The sequence below is a fragment of the Streptomyces sp. NPDC056479 genome, assembly GCF_042795335.1.
Classification (GTDB): Bacteria; Actinomycetota; Actinomycetes; order Streptomycetales; family Streptomycetaceae; genus Streptomyces.
In genome coordinates this window covers 162,884-184,750 of sequence record NZ_JBHTRZ010000008.1, presented here as the reverse complement: position 1 = coordinate 184,750, position 21,867 = coordinate 162,884, and the positions used below count along the sequence as shown (strand labels likewise).

Annotated in this window: 25 protein-coding genes; 20 read left to right on the top strand and 5 right to left on the bottom strand. The window is 70.3% G+C overall.

Features of this window, described 5'->3' with window-relative positions; translation table 11 throughout:
• Position 1: 1 nt before the first annotated feature.
• Complete coding sequence (locus ACFQ6S_RS29820) at positions 2–202, top strand: helix-turn-helix transcriptional regulator (protein WP_383242596.1); 201 nt, start codon at positions 2–4, stop codon at positions 200–202.
• Positions 202–1,443, top strand: a complete 1,242-nt coding sequence (locus tag ACFQ6S_RS29815; protein WP_383416356.1) for a tyrosine-type recombinase/integrase — start codon at positions 202–204, stop codon at positions 1,441–1,443. The genes ACFQ6S_RS29820 and ACFQ6S_RS29815 overlap by 1 nt, the downstream gene beginning before the upstream one ends.
• A 189-nt stretch (positions 1,444–1,632) precedes the next feature.
• Here the strand turns inward: ACFQ6S_RS29815 and ACFQ6S_RS29810 are convergent, their stop codons facing one another.
• Genes ACFQ6S_RS29810 through ACFQ6S_RS29800 form a run of 3 tightly spaced genes read right to left on the bottom strand, consistent with a single transcriptional unit; the run spans position 1,633 to position 3,337 of the window.
• Positions 1,633–2,079 (bottom strand): DUF6069 family protein, encoded by a 447-nt coding sequence (locus ACFQ6S_RS29810; protein WP_383416354.1) that lies wholly within the window; start codon positions 2,077–2,079, stop codon positions 1,633–1,635.
• Positions 2,080–2,084: 5 nt separating this feature from the next.
• Positions 2,085–2,333 carry a hypothetical protein gene (locus ACFQ6S_RS29805; protein WP_383416351.1) on the bottom strand — a complete coding sequence of 83 codons (249 nt, stop codon included), beginning with the start codon at positions 2,331–2,333 and terminating at the stop codon, positions 2,085–2,087.
• A 5-nt stretch (positions 2,334–2,338) separates the two neighbouring features.
• Positions 2,339–3,337, bottom strand: a complete 999-nt coding sequence (locus ACFQ6S_RS29800; protein WP_383416348.1) for an RNA polymerase subunit sigma-70 — start codon at positions 3,335–3,337, stop codon at positions 2,339–2,341.
• Between the two features lie 188 nt (positions 3,338–3,525).
• Between ACFQ6S_RS29800 and ACFQ6S_RS29795 the strand changes: the two genes are divergently transcribed.
• The 6 genes from ACFQ6S_RS29795 (at position 3,526) to ACFQ6S_RS29770 (ending at position 7,608) form a co-directional block, all read left to right on the top strand.
• Positions 3,526–3,792 carry a hypothetical protein gene (locus tag ACFQ6S_RS29795; protein WP_383416346.1) on the top strand — a complete coding sequence of 89 codons (267 nt, stop codon included), beginning with the start codon at positions 3,526–3,528 and terminating at the stop codon, positions 3,790–3,792.
• Between the two features lie 217 nt (positions 3,793–4,009).
• On the top strand, positions 4,010–4,768 hold the full coding sequence (locus ACFQ6S_RS29790) for a hypothetical protein (RefSeq protein WP_383416343.1): 759 nt from the start codon (positions 4,010–4,012) through the stop codon (positions 4,766–4,768).
• The gene (locus ACFQ6S_RS29785; RefSeq protein ID WP_383416340.1) at positions 4,765–5,271 is read left to right on the top strand and encodes a hypothetical protein; all 507 of its coding nucleotides are present in this window, start codon (positions 4,765–4,767) and stop codon (positions 5,269–5,271) included. Before ACFQ6S_RS29790 ends, ACFQ6S_RS29785 begins: the two co-directional genes overlap by 4 nt.
• Positions 5,272–5,407: 136 nt before the next feature.
• A complete protein-coding gene (locus tag ACFQ6S_RS29780; RefSeq protein WP_383416338.1) occupies positions 5,408–5,647 on the top strand; it encodes a hypothetical protein in 240 nt (79 codons plus the stop codon).
• A gap of 165 nt (positions 5,648–5,812) precedes the next feature.
• Positions 5,813–6,373: a SigE family RNA polymerase sigma factor gene (locus tag ACFQ6S_RS29775; RefSeq protein WP_383416335.1), complete on the top strand. Its 561-nt coding sequence runs from the start codon at positions 5,813–5,815 to the stop codon at positions 6,371–6,373.
• Entirely contained in the window at positions 6,370–7,608 is a 1,239-nt protein-coding gene (locus tag ACFQ6S_RS29770) for a WD40 repeat domain-containing protein (RefSeq protein ID WP_383416332.1), read from the top strand. Before ACFQ6S_RS29775 ends, ACFQ6S_RS29770 begins: the two co-directional genes overlap by 4 nt.
• Here ACFQ6S_RS29770 and dapA read toward each other — a convergent pair whose 3' ends face one another.
• The gene (gene dapA, locus ACFQ6S_RS29765; protein ID WP_383416329.1) at positions 7,609–8,511 is read right to left on the bottom strand and encodes a 4-hydroxy-tetrahydrodipicolinate synthase; all 903 of its coding nucleotides are present in this window, start codon (positions 8,509–8,511) and stop codon (positions 7,609–7,611) included. It lies immediately after the preceding gene.
• 175 nt (positions 8,512–8,686) lie between these two features.
• On the opposite strand from dapA, the gene ACFQ6S_RS29760 reads away from it, so the two are divergent.
• From ACFQ6S_RS29760 to ACFQ6S_RS29730, 7 genes are all read left to right on the top strand, one after another.
• Positions 8,687–8,836: a hypothetical protein gene (locus tag ACFQ6S_RS29760; RefSeq protein ID WP_383416326.1), complete on the top strand. Its 150-nt coding sequence runs from the start codon at positions 8,687–8,689 to the stop codon at positions 8,834–8,836.
• The gene (locus ACFQ6S_RS29755) at positions 8,833–9,525 is read left to right on the top strand and encodes a hypothetical protein (protein WP_383416323.1); all 693 of its coding nucleotides are present in this window, start codon (positions 8,833–8,835) and stop codon (positions 9,523–9,525) included. Before ACFQ6S_RS29760 ends, ACFQ6S_RS29755 begins: the two co-directional genes overlap by 4 nt.
• A 54-nt stretch (positions 9,526–9,579) precedes the next feature.
• Positions 9,580–9,999, top strand: a complete 420-nt coding sequence (locus ACFQ6S_RS29750) for a phage holin family protein (protein WP_383416320.1) — start codon at positions 9,580–9,582, stop codon at positions 9,997–9,999.
• Entirely contained in the window at positions 9,996–10,484 is a 489-nt protein-coding gene (locus tag ACFQ6S_RS29745) for a DUF3618 domain-containing protein (RefSeq protein ID WP_383416318.1), read from the top strand. The genes ACFQ6S_RS29750 and ACFQ6S_RS29745 overlap by 4 nt, the downstream gene beginning before the upstream one ends.
• 195 nt (positions 10,485–10,679) lie before the next feature.
• Entirely contained in the window at positions 10,680–11,381 is a 702-nt protein-coding gene (locus ACFQ6S_RS29740; RefSeq protein ID WP_383416315.1) for an antibiotic biosynthesis monooxygenase, read from the top strand.
• 71 nt (positions 11,382–11,452) lie between these two features.
• Entirely contained in the window at positions 11,453–12,082 is a 630-nt protein-coding gene (locus tag ACFQ6S_RS29735) for an ArsR/SmtB family transcription factor (protein WP_383416312.1), read from the top strand.
• Between the two features lie 16 nt (positions 12,083–12,098).
• The gene (locus ACFQ6S_RS29730) at positions 12,099–12,842 is read left to right on the top strand and encodes an SRPBCC domain-containing protein (RefSeq protein ID WP_383416310.1); all 744 of its coding nucleotides are present in this window, start codon (positions 12,099–12,101) and stop codon (positions 12,840–12,842) included.
• Positions 12,843–12,855: 13 nt separating this feature from the next.
• Here ACFQ6S_RS29730 and ACFQ6S_RS29725 read toward each other — a convergent pair whose 3' ends face one another.
• A complete protein-coding gene (locus ACFQ6S_RS29725; protein WP_383416308.1) occupies positions 12,856–14,682 on the bottom strand; it encodes an endonuclease/exonuclease/phosphatase family protein in 1,827 nt (608 codons plus the stop codon).
• Between the two features lie 300 nt (positions 14,683–14,982).
• On the opposite strand from ACFQ6S_RS29725, the gene ACFQ6S_RS29720 reads away from it, so the two are divergent.
• From ACFQ6S_RS29720 to ACFQ6S_RS29700, 5 genes are all read left to right on the top strand, one after another.
• Positions 14,983–16,419 (top strand): hypothetical protein, encoded by a 1,437-nt coding sequence (locus ACFQ6S_RS29720; protein ID WP_383416307.1) that lies wholly within the window; start codon positions 14,983–14,985, stop codon positions 16,417–16,419.
• Between the two features lie 179 nt (positions 16,420–16,598).
• The gene (locus tag ACFQ6S_RS29715) at positions 16,599–18,044 is read left to right on the top strand and encodes an alkaline phosphatase PhoX (protein WP_383416305.1); all 1,446 of its coding nucleotides are present in this window, start codon (positions 16,599–16,601) and stop codon (positions 18,042–18,044) included.
• 357 nt (positions 18,045–18,401) lie between these two features.
• Positions 18,402–19,985 (top strand): TROVE domain-containing protein, encoded by a 1,584-nt coding sequence (locus ACFQ6S_RS29710; RefSeq protein WP_383416303.1) that lies wholly within the window; start codon positions 18,402–18,404, stop codon positions 19,983–19,985.
• Between the two features lie 96 nt (positions 19,986–20,081).
• Positions 20,082–20,735 (top strand): GntR family transcriptional regulator, encoded by a 654-nt coding sequence (locus ACFQ6S_RS29705; protein ID WP_383416301.1) that lies wholly within the window; start codon positions 20,082–20,084, stop codon positions 20,733–20,735.
• A 39-nt stretch (positions 20,736–20,774) separates the two neighbouring features.
• A complete protein-coding gene (locus tag ACFQ6S_RS29700) occupies positions 20,775–21,803 on the top strand; it encodes a 1-aminocyclopropane-1-carboxylate deaminase (RefSeq protein WP_383416299.1) in 1,029 nt (342 codons plus the stop codon).
• Positions 21,804–21,867: the final 64 nt, after the last annotated feature.

Below are 21,867 nucleotides of genomic sequence, written 5' to 3'. Positions count from 1 at the left end.
CATGCCGACCCGACTGCCTGACCGCTACCTCACGCCTGAGGACCTGGTCGAGCTCTTCGAACTGCCCAGCGTCCAAACTCTCTATCAGTGGCGGCGGAAGCACATTGGCCCTCAGGGATTCCGGGTAGGCCGGTACGTCCGGTATGACCCCGAACAGGTGCGGGCCTGGGTGAAGTCCCAGATGGAAGGGGCTGCTGCCTGATGGCCGGGCACATTCAGGATCGCTGGTACAAGACCGTTCCCGGTCCGGACGGCAAGACCGTCAGGGTCAAGACTGACCGCTACGGCGTCGGTCACCGCTACCGCGCCCGGTACATCGCGCCGGACGGCTCCGAGAAGTCCAAGAGCTTCCCGGACAAGCAGAAGCGCAAGGCCGAAGCCTGGCTGTCCAACATCGAGGCGGACATGTCCCAGGGGCGCTACATCGACCCGGCCGCGGGCTCGGTTACCTTCGGCCAGTACGCCAAAGACTGGATGGCGGCGCTCACCATCGACCCGGTGACGCGTGAGAGCGTCGAGATCCGTCTGAGGGTCCACGCTCTTCCGTACCTCGGCGATCGGCCCATGGCGTCCTTCAGGCCCTCGCACCTGCGCACGTGGATGCGGCAGCTGGAGGAGACCGGCCGCGCGGCCTCCTACCGGCGGTCCATCTTCGCCAACGTGTCGGCCGTGTTCACGGCTGCCGTGGAAGACCGGATCATCGCCGAGAACCCGTGCCGGGCTCGTTCGGTTAAAGCACCGTCCCTCGACGGGCGCAAAGTCAAGCCGTGGTCCGTCGACCGCGTCATGGCCATGCATGAAGCGGTGCCGGATGCCTATCAGGAGGTGGTGACCCTGGGGGCGGGCTGCGGCCTCCGTCAGGGCGAGATCTTCGGCCTCGCACTCGAAGACGTGGACTTCCTCGGCGGCACGGTCCACGTCGCCCGTCAGGTCAAGCTCATCCGAGGCGTACAGGCGGTCTTCGGTCCGCCCAAGGGCGGCAAGGAACGTCACGTGCCGCTCCCTGAGAGCGTCTCGGTTGCCTTGGCGGCGCACATCACCAAGCACGAGCCGGTAGAGGTCACCTTGCCCTGGAAGACCCCGGACGGCCCGCCGGTCACCGCCTCGCTGTTGTTCGTCAACGCCCGCGACCAATGGCTGCACCGCTTCCGCTTCAACCGGTCTGTGTGGCGCCCGTCCCTCACTTCCGCCGGCATACCCCTCGGACGCGAGAACGGTATGCACGCCCTCCGCCACTTCTACGCCTCCGTGCTCCTGGACGCGGGGGAGAGCATCAAGGCCCTGAGCGAGTACCTCGGTCACCACGACCCGAGCTTCACCCTCCGCACGTACACGCACCTGATGCCGAACAGCGAGGCCCGCACCCGGGCCGCCGTCGACCGGGTCTTCCGGAACCCGGAGAGCACCGAAGACGGCCCCGATACGGCCCCTGGGGCAAGCTGACCCCCTGACCTGCATCACAATCAGAACAGCCACAACTGACCGACGGCGGTCGTGACTTGCGGCTGCCGTCTCGCGAGCGATGCCCTGAACTGCTACTGAGCTGCCGGCAGTTGCCGGCGTTGGTCATCGCTGAGCGCCCTTCCACGGTCCGAGGACGGCCGGGGAGGGCGCTTCTTCGTTGCGGGATCGTCAATCGGTCCGGGTGCGCAGGCTCCGCGCCAGGGTGGGGATCATCACCGTCGCAGGGACGAGGTGCAGCCCGAGGAGGGCGGTGGTGGTGGCGGTGTCTGCCCCGGACAGGAGGGGCGGGACCAGTGAGATCGCGGTCAGCGACACTGCCGTCCGCACGAACCGGTTGGCGGGGCGAGCGCTCCAACGGAGAAGAGCGACGGCGATGACGATGCCCACGACCGAGAAGAAGCCGGTCACCACGGCGAACCCGGACAAGGGGATCGTCTCGCCGCCATCGGGGACCTCGAAGTCGACGCCGGCGGCCCGGGCAAGCGCAGCGGCGAGGGTAGTGAGCCCCATTGCCGCGACCGTGGCAAGGAAGCCGGTGCCTGCGAGCCCGCGGAATCGGTGGGTTTGGCTGGTCCGGCCCGATGCAGGGCCTGCGACGACCTCGGTGTCATTCATGCTGCTCATGGCGTTCCTCCAACAGCCCTGGGGGTGACGATGCGCACCCTCGCCGTGCGACGGCCGGGGTTGCGCAGGGCGCGGACGCCGGTGCCGTGGAGCCAGAACCCGGCGCCGCGTTCGAGGACCGGCCCGGGCTCGCCGTCGCGCAGCTCCAGCTGCACCCGCCCACGGGTGACGACGCCGAACGCGTCGCGCCATTCCGCCGCGACCACCGCGACACGCGCGCCACGGCGGAGCGCGAGCGTCCCCACCGGGACTACTCCGTGCCGTCCGCCGGCAGGCGCTCCGGCAGCTGGAGCCGGGGGAACTGGTCGTCGTGGAACGTGATGATCTCGGTGATCGCGCCGCCGGTGATGCGCAGGACGTCGATCGTCAGCGGCAGGTACGCGCCCTCCTGCTTCCGCCAGTGGTAGAAGGCGAGGGCGGGCTGCCGGTTCACGGAGGTGAGGACGGCGCGCAGGCCCTTCATGCCCTCGAAGCCGCTCTCGACCCAGTAATTCACCACCGTGTCGCGGCCGACGTACAGGCCCGGCGTGGGCGGCATCGAGGAGCGGACGTCGTCCCGCAGCATCGAGGCGAGCGCTGGGATGTCCGTGGCCACGCTGGCGTCGGTGAAGCGGCGTACCAGCTCGCGCGTCCCGGTGTCCTCCTCGCCGCCGGTCCAGTCCTGTCGCTCGGCGGGCAGGTGCTCCCGCATACCGGCGCGGGCTCGCTGCAGTGCGCTGTTCACGGAGTTGACGGAGTCCCCGAGGAGCTCCGCGACGTCCTTCGCCGGCCAGCCGAGCACGTCCCGCAGGATCAGCACGGCCCGCGGGCGCGGCGCGAGGTGCTGGACCGCGACCAGGTACGCCAGCTCGATCGTCTCCCGTGCGACGGCGACGGTCTCCGGCTCGTCCGCGTCGCCTGCGGGCAGCTCGTCGAGCAGCCGGTCCGGGTAGGGCTGAAGCCACAGCACCTCTCCGCCGGTCGCGGGCTCCGGGCGGCGTTTGGCGAGCAGGTCCAGGCAGGCGTTGGTGGCGATCCGGTACAGCCAGGCCCGGAACGTCGACCGCCCCTCGAAGGTCTCCCGGCGCCGCCAGGCACGGAGGAACGTCTCCTGCACGGTGTCCTCGGCGTCCTCGAACGACCCGAGCATCCGATAGCAGTGCACGTGCAGCTCCCGCCGGTGCCGCTCCGCCAGCCCCGAGAACTCCGGCTCGTCGACCTCGCCCAGCCCGCTCACGCCCAGCTCCTCCAGCCGTGTGTCCGCACTCATCACGTCATCCTTCCGTCTCGTTGGGTCCCGTCGTAGGTGTGACGGGCGAGGGCGCGAAAACTCATCACATGGCCTGCACCCAGGAGGCGATACTCCATCGCGCTGGAGCGGCACGAGATTCAGCGGCCGTACCGAGTGGATCAGTAGCATCGTCTGCCCGAAGATCAGCACATCGAATGCATGGGGGCATGATGCTGGAAGGTTTGGTGACCACGGTCGCTGGTGCTCTCCTCGCCACCGCCGGGGTGTTGGTCGGCGGCGCGGTCACACGCCGCGCTCAGGACCAGCAGTGGATACGTGATCAGCAACTTGCCTCCTACCAGGAGCTGTTCAGCCACTACGCCAAGTTCACGATGGAACTCAGGCGCGCACATGGCGATGAGCGGGGTTGGGACTACGACTGGGGCGAATGGAGTGCAACCTTGATACGAGCGAGCTTGGTTGCCCCCACGTAATCCACTCAGTCCGGAGGAGTTCGAAGCAGCCCGCCAAGAGTCTGTCGTTGCACAAGTGAGGCTGGTCAATGCAATACGTCGCTCACTCAGTGGCGATAACAAGGGGTTGCCGTTCGGCATCGGAGGGTGAGGCGTATCGGCGCTCGTCGAGTTGCATGCCCTCTGCATAGCGGGACACTGGCTTAAGTACGCATTTGCTAGGGAAAGTGCCCAGGCCATGAGTACTGAACTCCTCGATCTGGCCATCGCCGCCGCCGGCGGCAAAGAACTCTGGGACACCGTGAGTGGCCTGAAGGCCGATGTCTCCATCGACGGTCCGGTATGGGGGCTGAAGGGCTGGCCACCGGGGGCGAGCTTCGACCAGGTGCTCACGATCGACACGGCCCGAGAACACATCGTGTTCACGCCGTTCACCCGCCCGGAGTGGCAGATGACCTTCGACGCTGCCACCGACAGCGTCGCCCTGCAGACTCTGGACGGCGAACCGGTCGAGACCCTCGCACCGGCCCGCGCCTCCTTCAAGGGAATGCTGCGGAACACCGACTGGGACGCCCCGCACCTCGGCTACTTCCTGGGCTACGCCTGCTGGAACTACTTCACCAGTCCGTTCCTCTTCACTTATCCGGGCGTGAAGGCCCGCGAGATCGAACCGTGGCACGAGGCAGGGCAGACATGGCGGCGTCTGCAGGTGCGCTTCCCGCCCGACATCGCCACACACAGCCCGAACGCGGTCTTCTACTACGACGCCTTCGGAATGCAACGTCGCATGGACTACGTCGCCGAGATCAACAACAGCTTCCTCGTCGGCCACTACACCGGCCACCACCGGAATTTCGACGGGCTGGTCATGCCGACGCGACGACGGATGTTCCGCCGCAACCCCGACAACAGCGTCAACCTCAACTTCCCCTCCATCACGGTCGACGTCCACGGTGTTGAGCTCGTCCGCTCCGACGACGAACAGGTACGGCCATGACGACAGACAGCGCCTTCATCGACCACCCCGCCCGGAGGCTTGTCGTGACGCTCCCGCGTCCCTACGACGCGGCGTGCGAGCACTTTGAGACCCTCGTTCCCGAGGCCGATCTCCAGCGCTTCTACCAATTGGGATCCTGGAAGGCCACGCTCGAACTCGCCGAGATCAACGGCCCCCACGGGTTCATGCGTTACCACCGCGACGACGTCTGCGCCCTCATGGCCGGCTCGCAGTCCCTGTGGAAGGCCACCCAGTACCTCATGGGCAACCACACCATCGCCGAACGCGCGTTCCGCGAGGACGCTGCGGCCGTGCTGCACGCACCACTGCCCTCCCTGATCTACGCCGACCCCGACGGCGACACCAAACTCGCCGTCGACCAGCCCAGCTTGCTCTTCGACAGCTACGGCAACCCGCAGATCGCCGAGGTCGGCCGCGAACTCGACGCACGCCTGGCCCAGCTGATCACGCTCCTCGGCGGCGACGTACCTCCCCAGCTGTGAGCCTGCGCGGCCTCGACGACGAAGTGTTGCCCACGTACGGGTTACCCGCCGTGACCTCGGCACGGTCCAGGCAGATGAACGGGTGGACGCAGTTTCCGATCACACGCCGAACCGACGAGATGAGGACCGAGGGCCGATGACGGGTCGAGGGAAGATGAACCAGCGGGGCCGGGTCGTACTGCGCCTGGCGGTCGGTGCGCTGGGAGTGGGGGCGGTGTGCTGGTTGCCGGCCGGGAACGCGTACGCCGACGAGACCAATACGGGCTCGCACAACGGGCCGCGTATCGGGCTGGTCAACGTCGGACAGGTGGATGATCCGATGGAGGATGTGCTGGAGCACTTCCTGCTCTTCGGCGACGGGTACAAGTGGGGCTGAGCGACCGCAGGGAAGGGGCGGCGAGCGCAGGGGGATGCGGTCGCCGCCTCGGACTGTTTGCGGCGGGTTTCTTGCGCCGGCCGGCATAGCGGCGGTAGGCCGCACGCGTCACGAGGAGTAGAAGAGGCGGGCAGTCGGCCCGCCCGGGGGACGGAGAAGGTGACGATGGATGCCGAAGCGCAGGACAGCTTTCGGGAGTTCGTGGAGAACCGGTCGTCCGCGCTGCTGAAGACCGCCGTGCTGCTGACCGGCGGCGACCGGCACGCAGCCGAGGACCTGTTGCAGAACGCCCTGATCAAGGCGGCCGACCGCTGGCACCGCATCGACGAGCCGGAGGCGTACGTACGTCAGATCCTGTACCGGCAGCAGATCAGCCGCTGGCGGCTGAAGTGGCGACGGCGGGAGCTGAGCGTCGCCGAGCCACCGGAGGGGACCGGTGCCGGACCGGACACCTCCGCAACCGCCGAGCTGCGGCTGCTGATGCGTGGCGCGCTGGCCCGGCTGACCGCTCGGCAGCGCACCGTACTCGTGCTGCGCTACTTCGAGGACCTGCCCGAGGCCGATGTGGCCCGGATCCTCGGCTGCTCCGTCGGCACCGTACGGTCCACCACCCACCGTTCCCTGGCCCGGCTGCGCGCGCTGGCGCCGGAGCTGACCGCTCTGGACCCGGCCGCCGCCGAACCACGGCCGGCCGGTGACTTCTCACCCGTGGAGGTGCGTCCGTGAACGTCGAGGAACTTGTGCGTGACTCCCTGCGGGACCTGGCCGCCGAACAGCCGTCGGCGGGCCCGGCGTTCGCCGACCGGGTGCTCACGGTCCGCAAGCGGCATCGCACCCGGCGGATCGCCGCCGCCGCGGCGGCCACCGCGGCCGTCGTCGCCATCGGCGTCACGGTGCCGCTGCTGAACGACGGCAAGGAAGACGCGCGCCCGGCACATCTGCTGGACGGCCAAGGCACCAGCGCCCACCCGGACCAGTCCCCGCCGCGTGACCTGATCGCGGCCGGAGACGTGGCGCTCGCCGCCCACTACACCACCGAGCTCGTCCAGCGGACGAAGGACCAGGGGGTCGCCGAGCGCACCTACTGGCTGTTGGACCCGGAGACCGGACGGTACGAGAAGGACACCCGGTGGTCCTTCGCCGCCGTCGCCCCGGGCCTGCGGACCGCCGCCGTACTGGAGCGGAACCTGCCCGCCCGGCGGATCGGCCTGCTCGACCTCGCGACGGGGGAGGTCGAGCGGTGGATCCCGGTCGAGCGGGGGGTCGGCGGGCTGGCGTACTCGTACGACGGGAGCAGGCTCGTCGCGACGACGTACGACGAGCATCCCGATCTGCGCATCAGGGAGAAGGTGGCCCTCAACGACGGCCAGGAGGACTGGGAGTGGATGTCGAAGTTCGGTGATTCGAGCCGCTCCGGCTTCTACGACCTCGACGTGGCCTCCGGCGCGGGTTCCTGGAGCGCGGTCGAAGCCGGGCGCAATATCGACGGACGCCAGGACTTCTCGTTCAGCCGGGACGGCGAGCGGGTGTACTCGCGGGTCATCGGCGGTTCGGACGGTATGCAGCAGTTCTACGACCTACAGGGTCACCCGGCCGACGAACCCGCGAACGAGAAGTACCTGCGGTCGGACGTCCAGGCGCGGCTGTCGCCGAGCGGCAGGCTCGCCGCCACCGGCCTGACCAAGGAGGTCGACGGGTCTCCCGGCAGGTCCTACTCCGCGATCCGTGATCCGCGTACGGGCAAGGAGATCACCAAGGTGCGCGGAGCCGAACTGCTCGCCTGGGCCGACGACACCCGGCTCATCGCCTGGGAGCGGGTCACCGGCCTGGAGGAGACATACCGGCCCCGGCTCGTGCTGGTCACCATCGGCAGCGACAAGGTCGTACCACTGAGCGGGGTGCGCGAGCCGGATACGAACGGCGAGCGGCTGGGGTGGGAGCCCGTGTTCGCCCGCCGGTGATCAGCCGTCGGTGAGCGCTCCGTACGCCGCCAGCAGCCCGTCGACCGTCGCGCGGTCGGCGGGCCGCAGCGGTGCGCGGACCGGGCCCGCGGGCAGGCCGAGTTCGTTGAGCACGGCCTTCGCGGTGACCGCGCCGGGCAGGCCCGCCGACATCATCAACTCGATGAGGGGAGTGGCGAGTTGCTGGCGCCGGGCCGCGCCCGCCGTGTCTCCCGCGTCGAACGCGTCCAGCACCGAGCGGAGGTGACGGGGGATCACGTTGGACACCGTGCTCACGTATCCGGCGCCGCCCACCGCGTACAGGGCCAGGTTGTGCTCGTCGCAGCCCGCGTAGTACGCCAACTCCGTGCGGGAGAGCACCTTCTGGGTGCCGAGGAAGTCGTAGGAGCAGTCCTTCACCGCGACGATCCGGGGGTGCTCGGCGAGCCGGATCACCGTCTCCGGCTCGATGCGGGTGCCGGTGCGGCCCGGGATGTCGTACAGCGCGAGGGGCAGTCCGGCCGCGTCGGCCACCTCGCGGAAGTGCGCCTCGACGGCGTCCTGCGGGGGCTTGCTGTAGTAGGGCGTGACCACCAACAGGCCGTCGGCGCCCGCCTTCTCGGCCGCCAGGGCCAGCTCGACGGTGTGCCGGGTGTCTGAGGTGCCCACGCCCGCGACGATCGAGGGACGGTCGCCCACCGCCTCCCGTACCGCCCTGATCAGGTCCGCCTTCTCGGCGTCCGTCGTGGTCGGCGACTCGCCCGTGGTCCCGGAGAGCACCAGACCGTCACAGCCCTCGTCCACCAGCCGGTCGGCGAGCCGCTGCGCGCCGGCGAGATCGAGCGCTCCCGTCTCGGTGAAGGGCGTGATCATGGCGCACAGGGCGCGGCCGAAGGGAGGGGCGGAGGCGCTGGCAGTCGTCATGACAGTAGTGTCGGCAGGACGATCGCGTAGCTCCACTTAATTTTTCTACGATGTATTGCTAAGGGGTGCTGCGAGATCGAGGTGTCGGGGAGTGTCATAGGCCCTATGTCCAAACTTGGGCGTCATGGGTCACCATGGCCGGGACGGTCAACGACCCCTGGTCATGGGAGGCGTCATGAAGCTCGGCAAGGCACTTGCCACCGGAGTGGCGGAAGAGCGGCCGCTGGACCGCGATCTGGAGGTCGAACTCCCCGAGGGACTCCGGGACGAGGAACTCCGGGACACCGAGGCGTCCGCGTCCGAAGAGGTCCCGGCCGCCCGATGAGGCTGCGGCTTCCCGAGGAACGTCCGACGGAGCCGCCGACCGGATACAAGATCGCCCACCCGATGCTGTCCCAGGACGGCACCTGGGCCGGGTTCACCGGTGTGTCGCTGGGCGGCGCGCTGCCGTACGGGGTCCTGGCCGACGCGTCCTGCGTGTACGGCCTGCGGCACCGGGCGCCGAGCCGTCGCTGCGACTGCGGCTTCCACTGCGTGCACGACCGCACCACGGCCGAGGCGCTGCTGTGCACGGCCGAGCACCGGTCCGCCGTACTGCTCGAAGTCACCGTGCTGGGCCGTTACCTCCGCTTCGAGCGCGGCTTCCGCTACGCCCGTCAGCGCGTGCGCACCGCCACGGTCGGCCCGTGCGCCTGCGGCACCGTCGCCGCCGCCCTGGCCGACGCCGGCTGGGGCCGCCCCGGCCGGCTTGCCCTCGCCCCGTCCTGCGCGGGCTGTCTGCGCGGCCGTACCTCCGTCTCGCCGGCGGGGTTCGCCCGGCTCGCGGGGGAGGGGCTGAGGGTCGCCGCCGGGAAGGGGGCTTCCGTGGCGGTGGCCGGTCTCGGCGCCACCGAGGAGCTCGGCGTGCTCGAACTCACCGCGGAGGCGGCGCTGTTGCAGGCCCGCCTCGACTGGTTCCAGGCCCAGCTGGCCCGGCTGGGCGAGCGGGGACCGGGCGGCGCGGGGAAGGGGTAGCGCGGGCCCGTCCGGGTACCCGGGGTGTTCCGAACCGAGAGGAGGCGGAACACCGTGACCGGGACCACGGCCCACGAGCCGGTGCACGACGAGCACCACTCGGTGGGCGAACTCGTAGCGCAGGCCGGCGAACAGCTCTCCCGACTCGTACGACAGGAAGTCGCCCTCGCCAAGGAGGAGCTGGCGGAGAAGGGCCGGCGGGCCGGCCGTGGCGGCTCTCTGCTGGGCGCGGCGGGTGCCGTCGCCTACGCCGGGGTGCTGTTCCTGGCCGCGACCGCCACCGCCGCGCTCTCGCTGACGCTGTCCCTGTGGGCCTCGGCGCTCATCGTGACAGGGGTGCTGTTCGCGGTCGCGGGTCTGCTGGCGGCGACCGGCCGCGCCCAGCTGCGCCGGGCCGCACCTCCCACGCCCGAGGAGGCTCTCGGCAGCGTCAGGACGGATGTCGACGAGATCAAAGGAAGGGTGCATCGATGACGGACAGGGCAGCGGGGGACATACGCGGCGCTGCCGCGAAGGCGACCGGTGGGGCCAAGGGGCCGACCGAGCTGCGTGACCAGATCGAGCGGACACGTGGCGAACTCGGCGACACCGTGGCCGAGTTGATGAACAAGGCCGATGTGAAGGGCCGGGCCATGGCCCGCGCCGCCGACCTCAGGGACAAGGCGGGCGCGATGACCGTGCAACTGCGCAGCAGCGCCGCCCAGGCCGGCCACGTCGTACAGGACCGGGCGACGCGCGCGGGACACGTGGTGCAGGACCGGGCGACCCAGGCCGGTCACACCGTCCACGACAAGGCGACGCACGCGGGCCACTCGGTGGAGCACGGCGTCCCCCGCCCGGTCCGTACCGTCGTCCAGGCCGGGTTGCGGCATCCGCGTCCGGTGCTGGTGGTCGGTGCGGCGGTGGGTGCGCTGATCGCGGCCGGGATGGTGCGGCGGAGGCACGAGGGGCATCGCTGAGAAGCCGGCACGGCAGGCGGCATGCCGCGAGAGCGGCGAAGCGGCGCGGGACCGATGGCACGTAACCCGGCATCGGCCCCGCGCCGCCGCCATGCCGTCCTGCACCCCAGGCCCTAGAGCCTCACTTGACCTCAAGTTCACTTGAGGTCGAAGGGTGGTCCGTGCACGCATCGACCACCGAGCCTTGGAGCCCCCGTGTCCCGTCGCACCGACACCCACCCCGACCTCGCCCGCCCCGAGGTCGGCGCCCCCTTCTTCAGTACCTGGCGCGTGGGCACCCCCCTCCGGCAGAAGCAGACCGTCGAGGCGATCGGCGTCACCTGGGAGCGCCGCGCCTGGCCCTCCGACGGCCTGCTCGGCTACTACGTCTACACCGGCCAGGACGGCTCCACCCTCCTCCATCACTCGCAGTGGCGGAGCGAGCAGGCCTACGAGGCCTTCGTGCGGACGCACCGGCAGGAGCGCGTCGACGAGATCGACACCGCCGTACCGGACATCGAGCGGGTGGGACTCGGCCGGTACCGGCACTACCGCAGCCTCCGCCGGCCGGACGACACCCGTGTCCCCGGTTGCGTCGTGATCGTCGCGATCGAGTTCGAGGGCCCCGACCCCGCCCGTCAGCGCGCGTGGGTGGACGCCGTGCTCGAAGCGCTGGCCGCGGAACCGAACCCGCACCCCGGCGGCATCTCGGCCCACTTCCACCTCGGCGTGGACGGCACCCGCGTCCTCAACTACGCCGAGTGGGAGAGCGCCCAGGCCCACGCCGACGCTCTCGCGGCCCCGGGCGACGGTGTCGGTTCGGCGAACGAGGCGTGGGACCGCGTGCAGAACTGGCCTGGGCTGAAGGGCAGCACGGTCAGCCGGTACGAGTACGCCCTCGGGCTCGTCCCCGAGTGACCCGCCTCCTTCGACGCACCGAAAACTCGAACCGTCTGGACAAAAAAAGTTTTCGGTGAGACGGTGGAGCCATGCTGGACGTCACCGTGATCGAGGACCCCGAGGCCGCAGCCGTCTCCCTGGACCCCATAAGGGCCCGGCTGCTCGCCGAGCTGGCGGCCGGCCCCGCGTCGGCCGCCATGCTGGCCGGCAAGGTCGGGCTGCCCAGGCAGAAGGTGAACTACCACCTCAAGGCCCTGGAACGGCACGGCCTGGTCGAGCTGGCCGGTGAGCGCCGCAAGGGCAACGTCACCGAGCGGCTGATGCGGGCGACCGCCGCGTCGTACGTGATCTCGCCCCTCGCGCTCGCCTCCGTACAGCCGGACCCGGACCGCTTCCGCGACCAGCTCTCGGCCCGCTGGCTGCTCGCGCTCGGCGCCCGCCTGGTGCGGGACGTCGGGTCGCTGATCACCGGCGCGGCCAAGGCCCGCAAGCGGCTGGCGACCTACGCGCTGGACGGCGAGGTCCGCTTCGCCTCGGCCGCCGAACGGGCGGCGTTCATCGAGGAGTTGACGGCCGGAGTGAGCGCGCTGATCCGCAAGTACGACGCGTCCGATGCCGAGGGCGGCCGCGATCACCGGATCGTCGTCGCCGTCCACCCCACGGTCAAACCCCCGTCGGCCACCCCGGAGACGACGGAAACCCCGGAACTCAACCCGTAGTACCCAGGAGCCCACCATGTCCAAGGAATTCGAGATCGTCGGCGAGTTCGAGGTCGATGCCACACCTCAGGAGGTGTGGGAGGCCGTGACCGCCGGTACCGGCGGCTGGCTGTGGCCGATGGAGGCCCCCGAGCCCCGCGAGGGCGGCAAGGGCCCCTTCGGGTCCACCGTGACCGCCTGGGACCCGCCGCACCACTACACCAACCGCGTCGAGGACGTCGAGGGCATCTCCGAGCAGACCCTCAACCAGCTCGACTACACCATCGAGCCGCGCGACGACGGCCGCCGCGCCTGGGTGCGCTACGTGCACAGCGGCATCTTCGTCGACGACTGGGACAACCAGTACGACGGCGCCAACCGGCACACCGAGTTCTATCTGCACACCCTGCGCCAGTACCTCACCCGCTTCCGGGGCCGCCCGGTCACCGCCTTCGCCACCTTCGACGGACCCGAGGCGTCCAAGGCGTCCGACGCGTTCGTCACCGTGGGCCGTGCGCTCGGCCTCGCCGACGACACGGCGGAAGGAGCGCGTGCGCAGGTGCGCGGTCCCGAGGGGCAGGTCCTGGACGCCGTCGTCGACTTCCGCAACCCGTACTTCCTCGGGCTGCGCACGGACGACGCGCTCATCCGCTTCTTCGGCCGCAACCACTGGGGCCACATGGTCGGCATGTCGGTCCACGACTTCGCGCAGGGCGCCGACGCCGAAGCGGACGAGGAGATGTGGAAGGGCTGGCTGAACGGCGTGTTCAGCCAGCCCTGAGCACCACCGGAGGTTACGGGCGGAACCGCAGCACCTGCGGGTCGTGGTCGCTGATCTGGTCGTTGAACTCCGAGTTGACGTGCACGCTGTCGTACTCGAAGTCGCAGCCGCGCCGGATCGACGGGCTGACCAGGATCTGGTCCAGCGTCTGGGCGTTGCCCTGGTAGACGTAGGAGTAACGCTCGCTCCTCGGCAGCGACTTGATCGCCGACCACAGCTCGCCGTCACCCTCGAGGATCTTCACGGTGTCGGAGAACTCGAAGTCGTTGATGTCGCCGAGGGCGATCACGTCCGCGTTCTTCTGCGTGTCGAGGATGTCCTTGACGAAGGTGTTGATCGCCGTGGCCTGCGCGTGGCGCTGCACCTCGGAGCTGCGGGCCGGCGGCTGGTACTGCGCGGTCAGACCCTGGTCGCCACCCTTGGAGTTGAGGTGGTTGGCGATCACGAAGACGGTCTTGCCGCGGAAGACGAACTCGCCGACGAGCGGCTTGCGGCTGTTGGTGAAGGCCGCGTTCGCCGGGTCGATCCGGCCGGGGGAGACCGTCAGGGCGGCCTTGCCGCGCACCTTCGTCACACCGGCGGCGGTGGTGGCGTCGCCGCCCGCGCGGTCGGTGAAGGAGACCCGCTCCGGGTTGAAGAGGAAGACCTGGCGGATGTTGCCGCCCGGCTCACCGCCGTCGGCGTTGTTGACCGGGTCGATCGAGCGCCAGTCGTACCGGGGGCCGCCCGCCGCGACGATCGCGTCGGTCAGCTTGGCCAGCGTCTGGTCGGCGGCGACCGTGCCGTCGTTCGTCGCGCCGTTGTTGTCCTGGATCTCCTCCAGCGACACGACGTCGGGTGACTGCAGGTTGTTCACGATCGCGGAGGCGTGCTCCTCGAACGTGGCGTCGGACGGGTCGAGGTTCTCCACGTTGTACGTGGCGACCGCCAGCTCGCCGCGCGACTGCTTCTGCGTGGCCTCCCTCTTCAGACCAGCGCTCTCGAGCGTGCCGATCTGGTTGGCGACCAGGGTGTAGCCGCCGAACTGGTTGTAGTCGAGGGGACCGGCCGTGGCGCCCTGGAGGACGTCGCCGACGTTCGCGACGGGGAAGTCGGCCACCTTGCCCAGCGACTGGATCTGCAGCCGGCCGGTGTTCTGGGAGTCGTAGGAGCCGTAGACCGTGCCACCGCGGTGGTTGCGGTGCTCCCGCGGCTTCACCGTGACCCAGAGCTCGGTGTACGGGTCGCTGGCGCCCACCACGCGGGTGTCGGCGACCTGGACGTTCTCGCCCTCCAGGGACTCGTAGTAGTCCAGGGCGTACTTCTCGGGCTGAAGGGCCAGGCCGTTGACCGAGCCGCTCGCGGCGGTGTCGCCCTCGGGGCTGTAGGCGGCCGGCACCGACTTCGCGTCGATCACCTTGGCGGCCGGGACGGCGTTGCCGCTGGAGACGACGGTGATCGTCGGCTTGGTGATCTCGGTCAGCGACTGGTTGCCGGACGAGGCGCCGCCCGGGACGTACTCGGAGACCGTGCCCGAGACCAGGACCGAGTCGCCGAGGGCGACCTTCGGGGCGGAGCTGGTGAAGACGAAGACGCCCTCGCTGGTGGCCGGGTTGTCGTCCGGGGTCGGGTCCTGGATCCAGAAGCCTCTGGACGACCCGTAGGTGCGTACGCCGGTGACGATTCCGGCCACGTCCGTGACCTGCTTGCCGGCGTACGGGGATATTCGGGTACTGCCCTGGACGTCATGGATGCGCATGGAGTCGGCATGCGCGGGCGCCGTCAGGACGACGGTGGACGCCGCGGAGCAGACGGCGGCGACGGTGAGCGCGGCGAGACGCGCGGACTTCTTGCTCGGCAACGGGATCCCTCCGGGGACATACGTGGGTGCCGGGACGAGAGTGGTACGTGGGTTGAACGTGGAACGAGGGGTCGCGGCCGGTGGGGCGGCGGCAACGCGCGTAGAAAATACAGTGAACAGATGTCCGCCAAGTTTCTACGCGCGTAATCTCATTCCTGGGCAGGCCAGTTGTCAAGGTTTCGGCCATGTACGCCCACCGACGGGGAGATGAACCGGGCGGCATGGGTGGAAATCCGTCTAGGCTGAGCGGCTGAGCCGTGATGCGTACGGCCCATGCAAGCGCCCTAGGAGAACCATCCGATGTCAGACAGCTCCCCCCTGCCACCGGTACGGCTGCACCCCGAAGCGGAACTGGCGCGGGACGCGCTGTCCACGCCGCTGCTCTCCCGTGCCGCGCGACTGGCCCGCTGGGCCGGACCCGACACCCGGGTCGACGCCGGCGGAGGGCTCGTCGACGAGCAGCTGCCCGCTGCCGCGGAACTGCTCGGACTGAGCGGGGACGACGCCGCCGCGTACACCGGTGAGGCCTGGCGGGTGGCCGTGGACACCGGGCTGGTCGAGGTCGTCGACGAGGAGGCGGGCACCGTGGCGGCCGGCGCGGACCTGGCGCAGCTGACCGGCGGTTCGCCGCACGACGTGCTCGCGGTGTGGCTGGGCGCGCTGGAGACGGTGCTCGCCGACGCGAGCGTGCCCGACCTCGACGACCTGGTCGACGCCATGGGCGAGGGGGGCGAGGTCGACCTCTCCTCGCTGGACTGGGACCCGGAGGCCGAGGCGGAGTTCCTCGACGGGGTGCTCGGCAACCTCTATCTGCTGACGGTCAGTGAGGACGGTCCCGGCGAGGGCCCCGTGCCGCTGCCGGCCCTCGCCGCGTCGATGATCGTGCCCAGCGACATGGGCGAGCCCACGAACGACGTGCTGGAGCAGGTCTCCGACGCGATGATGCGACTGGACGACCAGTTCCGGGTGCTGGAGCCGGTCGGGCTGGTGGAGTACCAGCCGGTCGACGAGGCGCTGATGGCGGACGTCGAGAGCGCCGCCGAGGAAGAGGCGGAGAGCGTCGACGACACCGATGTCTCGCGCTACGGCATGGTGCGGCTCACCCCGCTCGGGCTGTACGGGATGCGGGCACGGCTGCTGGAGGCCGGATTCGAGGCGCCCGCGGTCGGAGAACTCGCGGACAAGGGCGCCGACGCACTGCTCGACGGTACGGCCGCCTTCCCGCAGGCCGCCGCGCAGACCGAGACCGAGCAGTGGCTGGCCCGACGCGAACCCCTCGCCGCGGCAAGGGAGTTGCTGGCCGCGGCACGGGGTGCGGACGCCGGGGCGCCGTTGCGGCGGCTGCGCTGCCAGCAGGCGTTGTCCCTGGTGGGCGCTGAGGCCGAGCCCGCGTTGCGGGAGGTGCTCGACGATCCGGAGCTGGGCGGGCTGGCCAGGGTGTGGCTGACCGAGGCCGGGTTCTCCGACGTGCCCGCGCCGTCCCAGGAGCTGGTCTTCTGGCTGACCGTCGACACCGTCGCCGCGCAACTGGCCGCCGAGGGGAACTCCGAGGAGCTGAGGGCGCTGGTGGAGGGGCTCGCCGCGCAGCACAGCGGGTTCTTCGCGGCGGCCTGGCGGGTGGATCATCCGGCCGCGGCGGATGTGCTGGAGGCGATGGGGCGGCTGCATCCGGACAAGAAGGTGGCGAAGGAAGCGCGGAAGGCTGCCTTTAAGGCGCGGTCGCAGCAGGGGGGTTGATGTCTGTTGGCGGTGCGGGTTGAGTGTGGCTGGTCGCGCCCACGCGGCGGAGCCGCAGATGGGCAGAGTCCCGCGCCGCTTAGGGAGCTGTTCAACCGGCGTTCAGGCGTGCGCGGGACTGTTGCGCCGTCTCGAAGTCCGCCACCCTCCACGGCACGCCCTCTGTCACAGGAGACACAATGTCGCTCACCCGCAGGGACTTCGCCAGAACATCCGCGGTCACCGGTGTGGCACTGGCAGGCAGCGCCGGCGTCCTCGCCACCGCACCGAACGCGCTCGCGTCCACCGAGTCCGATGTCGCGAGCGAGGGCTCCGCGGACGCCCACGGTGGCGGTGTCGGCTACGGACCGCTCCTCCCGGACCCCAAGGGGCTCCTCGCGCTGCCCGCCGGATTCAAGTACCGCGTCATCACCTACAGCGGCCGGACCAAGCTGGAGTCGGGCGAGTTCACCCCCTCCAACCACGACGGCACCGCCGCCTTCGACGGCCCGCGCGGCACCACCCTGCTCGTCAACAACCACGAGCTCGGCGGCCCCCGCGCCCAGTGGCCGCACCCGGTCCCGCTGACCGAGGGCCTCGTCTACGACCCGGCCGCCTCCGGCGGCTGCACCGTCGTCGAGGTGCGCCCCGACGGCCGGGTCGCCGAATGGGTCGGCATCGCCGGCACCGCCACCAACTGCGCGGGCGGCAGCACCCCTTGGGACACCTGGCTCACCTGCGAGGAGACCGAGGACAAGGCCGGCGCCAACGGCATGACCAAGGACCACGGCTACGTCTTCGAGGTCGACCCCGCCGACCACCGGGCCAACAAGAACCCCCAGCCCATCAAGGCGTTCGGCCGCTACGCCCACGAGGCCGTCGTCATCGACCCCAAGCGCGGACACGCCTACCTCACCGAGGACGCCTCCAACCCCAACGGCCTGCTCTACCGCTGGACCCCGCCCGAGCACTTCCACCTCGGCCGCGGCAAGCTGCGCACCCTCGCCGACGACGCGGGCAAGCTGCACGCCTTCAAGTGCTTCGACTCCGGCGGCAAGTTCGTCGACGACCTCTCCCGCGCCACCAAGATCGGCACGGTGTACGGCGTCGACTGGATCGAGGTGCCCGACCGCGACGCGAAGACGACGTCCGTGCGCAAGCAGTTCGCCGCCGGCCAGGTCACCCGCGCCCGCAAGCTCGAAGGCATGTGGTGGGGTGACGGCGGCACGTACATCGTCTCCTCCTTCGCCCGCGCGGAGAGTCCCGGCCAGCCGCACGACGGCTCGGTCTGGTTCTACGACCCCAAGCGCCGCACCCTCACCCTGAAGGTCCTGATCGGCGTCAACGCCGACCCGTCCAAGGACGGCGCCTTCGACGGCCCCGACAACATCACCGTCTCCCCGTACGGCGGCCTCGTCATCGCCGAGGACGGCGAGGGCATCCAGCACCTGTTCGGCGCCACCGACAGCGGCCGCACCTACCCCATCGCCCGCAACGAGCTGAACATCGGCACCGCGGAGGAGCCGGAATACAGCGAGTTCACCGGCGTCACCTTCTCCTGCGACGGCCGGACCCTCTACGCCAACATCCAGACGCCCGGCATCATGCTCGCCATCACCGGGCCCTGGAAGCGGCAGCGGCGGTAATACGCCGACACCGGCCATTAATTCGTTCGCTTGGCCGGAGCTGCGCCTCCTACAGTGAGATCACAACGTCACGCACCTCCCGGTGCGATGGCAGCGGCTACTTCTTTGCAAGAGAATCCCGTGCCGCAGCCGACTTGATCTCGGGAGGCGCAGCTCATGGTGGGTGCCCGGTGCGCAGGCAACGGTTACTTCATTGGATCTGGCGGTTGCGGGTTCGAATCCCGTCATCGACTTCGGGTCGGTGTAGCTCAATTCGGTAGAGCACCAGGCTAAAGTCCGTCGCCGACTCCTGATCTCGGGCACCCATCTTTTGCTGCGCCTTCCTCCGAAACACGAATGAATTCGGGGGAATTCACCATGGCGCGATTCAACACGCGTGCCGCCAGGGCGCGTCCGACCTCGCGGGTCACCTCGACGGGGCGGGTGCTGCGCACCTACGAGGGCGGCCGCGGCCGTGAGCGCGACGCGCGCTCCGAGCTCTTCCTGCTGTCGGTCTCCAACTTCGTCTCGCAGCAGACCTTCTACGAGACCGGTCCCGACCGCGACGACCGGTTCGCACGGCTCGTGCGCGAGCTCGCAGTCACCGACCCCGAGTGGACGGCCGGCCTGCTCGGCTGGCTGCGCGGCGAGGGCAACCTCCGTACGGCCTCGATCGTGGGCGCCGCCGAGTACGTGCGGGCACGCCTGGCGGCCCAGGCCACCGACGGCCCGTCGAACCGGCAGGTCATCGCCTCCGTGCTCCAGCGGCCGGACGAGCCCGGCGAGCTGCTCGCGTACTGGACGGCGCTGTACGGCCGTAACGTCCCGAAGCCCGTCAAGCGCGGAGTCGCCGACGCCGTACGGCGTCTGTACAACGGCAAGTCGCTGCTGAAGTACGACACCGCGTCCAAGGGCTACCGCTTCGGCGACATCCTCAACCTGGTGCACGCGGCCCCGGACCCGGACAAGCCGTGGCAGGGCGAGCTGTTCCGGTACGCCCTCGACCGCCGGCACAACCCGGACACCGCACTGCCGCCCGCCTCGAACCGCACCCTGGCCGCACACCGCGAGCTGATGGCGCTGCCCGTCGGGGAGCGGCGTGCGGTGGTCACGTCGGACGGCGGTGCCGAGCGGCTCGCCGCGGCCGGGATGACCTGGGAGGCGCTGGCGGGCTGGCTCCAGGGGCCGATGGACAAGGAGGCCTGGGAGGCTGTGATTCCGTCGATGGGCGCCATGGCGCTCGTACGGAATCTGCGGAACTTCGACGAGGCCGGTGTCTGCGACGAGGTGGCGGCCCGGGTCGCCGCGCGGATCAGCGACCCGGCACAGGTCGTACGGTCGCGGCAGTTCCCCTTCCGGTACCTCGCCGCGTACCAGCACGCGCCCTCGCTGCGCTGGGCGTACCCGCTGGAGCAGGCGCTCGGCCACTCGCTGGCCAATGTGCCGAGGCTGCCGGGCCGCACGCTGGTGCTCGTCGACCGCTCGGGCTCGATGTTCTGGTCGCGGCTGTCCGACCGCTCGGAGCTCAACCGGGCCGACGCGGCGGCGATCTTCGGCACGGCGCTCGCGCTGCGGGCGGCGGACGCGGATCTCGTCCAGTTCGGCAGCGACAGCAACGCGATCGCCTTCCGCAAGGGCGAGTCGGTGCTGAAGGTGCTGGAGCGCTTCGGCGACCTCGGCGGCACGAACACCACCGAGGCGGTGCGCCGGCACTACCGGAAGCACGACCGGGTGCTGATCGTCACCGACGAGCAGTACGCGCCCAGCCGTCACGGCGACCCGACCGAGCAGGTTCCGGCCGATGTGCCGGTCTACACCTGGAACCTCGCCGGGTACCGGGCGGGCCACGGCCCGTCGGGCACGGGCCACCGGCACACCTTCGGCGGCCTGTCCGACGCGGCTTTCCGGATGGTGCCGCTGCTGGAGGGCGCGCGGGACGCCGACTGGCCCTGGGCTGCCTGAGGCGGAATCCGCCTCGGACGAGAGTGGCCCGCACCGCGTGGGGAGTGCGGGCCACTCTCTTGTCCGTTGCTGGACTGACATCTAACATTTCAGTTCATGGAGGCGATACGACCCGTGGGCCGGACCCTGCTCAGGGACCAGGCCTACACAGCGATCCGGGACGCCATCGTGGCCGGGGAGATAGAGCCCGGCGCGGTGGTACGCGACGCCGATCTCGCCGAGCGCCTGGGGCTGTCCCGGGCGCCGGTGCGTGAGGCGTTCTCGCGGCTCGTGGACGAGGGGCTGCTGGAGAGCAAGCCGCAGAGCTATACGCGGGTGACCCCGGTCGTGGCCGCCGACGTACGGGACGCGGCCGCCGTGGTCGGCGCCATGCACGAGCTGGTGACACGGGTCGCCGTGCCCCGGCTGACGGCCGCGGACCTGGAGATCATGTGCGCCGCCAACGAGCGCTTCGCGCGTGCCGTCGCCGCCGGCCAGGTCGACCTCGCCCTGCGGGCCGACGACGAACTGCACGACGTCCTGGTCAGGATGAGCGGCAATCGCGCGGCCGCCGCCACCGTCGCCCGCTACACCCCGCTCATCCGCCGCCTGGAGCGCCGGCGCTTCGGCGAGGGCGGGACCTGCCGTTCGGCCGGGCTGCACGAGCGGTTGATCGAGACGTGTGCCGCCGGGGACGTGGACGCGGCGGTCCGCGTCACGGCGGAGATCTGGCGCACGCTCGCCGACCTGGCCGACTCCGACCCCGACTGAGGCCGGTCGACCCCGAAAGCCCTGCTCTGGAGGCGCCCCATGTCCCTTCCCTCGCCCCTCTCCTCGTACGAGCGCTACCCCCTCCTCTTCGGCCCGTCACCGGTCCACCCCCTGGAACGCCTGACCGCCCACCTCGGCGGCGCCTCCCTGTGGGCCAAGCGCGAGGACTGCAACTCCGGTGTCGCCTACGGCGGCAACAAGACCCGCAAACTGGAGTACCTGGTCGCCGACGCGCTCGCGAAGGGCTGCGACACGCTCGTCTCGATCGGCGGTGTGCAGTCCAACCACACCCGCCAGGTCGCGGCGGTGGCCGCCCGGGCCGGTCTCAAGTGCGTGCTGATCCAGGAGAGTTGGGTGGACTGGCCCGACTCCGTCTACGACAAGGTCGGCAACATCCTCCTCAGCCGCCTCGCCGGAGCCGATGTGCGCCTGGTGCGGGCCGGGTTCGGGATCGGCTTCAAGGAGAGCTGGGAGCAGGCGCTGCGGGACGTGGAGGAGTCGGGCGGCAAGCCGTACGCCATCCCGGCCGGCGCCTCAGACCATCCGCTCGGCGGACTCGGCTTCGCCCGTTGGGCGTACGAAGTCGCCGAGCAGGAGCGCAAGTCGGGGGTCTTCTTCGACACCGTGATCGTCTGCTCGGTGACCGGCTCCACCCAGGCGGGCATGGTCGCCGGCTTCGCCGCCCTGGAGGAGACGGGCGCGGGCCCCCGCCGCGTCCTCGGCATCGACGCCTCGGCCGAGCCCGCCCGCACCCGTGAGCAGGTCGCCCGCATCGCCCACCGCACCGGCCAACTCATCGGCGTCAAACGCGAATTGACCGAGTCCGACATCGAGCTCGACGAGCGCTACCACGCGGGCACGTACGGCATCCCGGGCGAGACGACCCTGGACGCGATGCGGCTGGCCGCACGGACCGAGGGGATGGTCACCGATCCGGTGTACGAGGGCAAGTCGATGGCCGGGATGATCGACCTGGTCCGGCGTGGGGAGATCGGGCGCGAGTCGACCGTGCTCTATGCCCACCTCGGCGGACAGCCGGCGCTGAACGCCTACAGCGCGCTGTTCTAGGAGGTCGGACGGCGCCTGCACCGGTGGGCCCGGGGCCCTTCGCGTTCCGGGCCCTGCCCTGCCG

Coding starts and splice junctions, on each gene's coding strand:
- ACFQ6S_RS29820 (WP_383242596.1), top strand. CDS start 2: ATGCCGACCCGACTGCCTGACCGCTACCTCACGCCTGAGGACCTGGTC.
- ACFQ6S_RS29815 (WP_383416356.1), top strand. CDS start 202: ATGGCCGGGCACATTCAGGATCGCTGGTACAAGACCGTTCCCGGTCCG.
- ACFQ6S_RS29810 (WP_383416354.1), bottom strand. CDS start 2,079: ATGAATGACACCGAGGTCGTCGCAGGCCCTGCATCGGGCCGGACCAGC.
- ACFQ6S_RS29800 (WP_383416348.1), bottom strand. CDS start 3,337: ATGAGTGCGGACACACGGCTGGAGGAGCTGGGCGTGAGCGGGCTGGGC.
- ACFQ6S_RS29795 (WP_383416346.1), top strand. CDS start 3,526: ATGATGCTGGAAGGTTTGGTGACCACGGTCGCTGGTGCTCTCCTCGCC.
- ACFQ6S_RS29790 (WP_383416343.1), top strand. CDS start 4,010: ATGAGTACTGAACTCCTCGATCTGGCCATCGCCGCCGCCGGCGGCAAA.
- ACFQ6S_RS29785 (WP_383416340.1), top strand. CDS start 4,765: ATGACGACAGACAGCGCCTTCATCGACCACCCCGCCCGGAGGCTTGTC.
- ACFQ6S_RS29780 (WP_383416338.1), top strand. CDS start 5,408: ATGACGGGTCGAGGGAAGATGAACCAGCGGGGCCGGGTCGTACTGCGC.
- ACFQ6S_RS29775 (WP_383416335.1), top strand. CDS start 5,813: ATGGATGCCGAAGCGCAGGACAGCTTTCGGGAGTTCGTGGAGAACCGG.
- dapA (WP_383416329.1), bottom strand. CDS start 8,511: ATGACGACTGCCAGCGCCTCCGCCCCTCCCTTCGGCCGCGCCCTGTGC.
- ACFQ6S_RS29760 (WP_383416326.1), top strand. CDS start 8,687: ATGAAGCTCGGCAAGGCACTTGCCACCGGAGTGGCGGAAGAGCGGCCG.
- ACFQ6S_RS29755 (WP_383416323.1), top strand. CDS start 8,833: ATGAGGCTGCGGCTTCCCGAGGAACGTCCGACGGAGCCGCCGACCGGA.
- ACFQ6S_RS29745 (WP_383416318.1), top strand. CDS start 9,996: ATGACGGACAGGGCAGCGGGGGACATACGCGGCGCTGCCGCGAAGGCG.
- ACFQ6S_RS29735 (WP_383416312.1), top strand. CDS start 11,453: ATGCTGGACGTCACCGTGATCGAGGACCCCGAGGCCGCAGCCGTCTCC.
- ACFQ6S_RS29730 (WP_383416310.1), top strand. CDS start 12,099: ATGTCCAAGGAATTCGAGATCGTCGGCGAGTTCGAGGTCGATGCCACA.
- ACFQ6S_RS29720 (WP_383416307.1), top strand. CDS start 14,983: ATGTCAGACAGCTCCCCCCTGCCACCGGTACGGCTGCACCCCGAAGCG.
- ACFQ6S_RS29715 (WP_383416305.1), top strand. CDS start 16,599: ATGTCGCTCACCCGCAGGGACTTCGCCAGAACATCCGCGGTCACCGGT.
- ACFQ6S_RS29710 (WP_383416303.1), top strand. CDS start 18,402: ATGGCGCGATTCAACACGCGTGCCGCCAGGGCGCGTCCGACCTCGCGG.
- ACFQ6S_RS29705 (WP_383416301.1), top strand. CDS start 20,082: ATGGAGGCGATACGACCCGTGGGCCGGACCCTGCTCAGGGACCAGGCC.
- ACFQ6S_RS29700 (WP_383416299.1), top strand. CDS start 20,775: ATGTCCCTTCCCTCGCCCCTCTCCTCGTACGAGCGCTACCCCCTCCTC.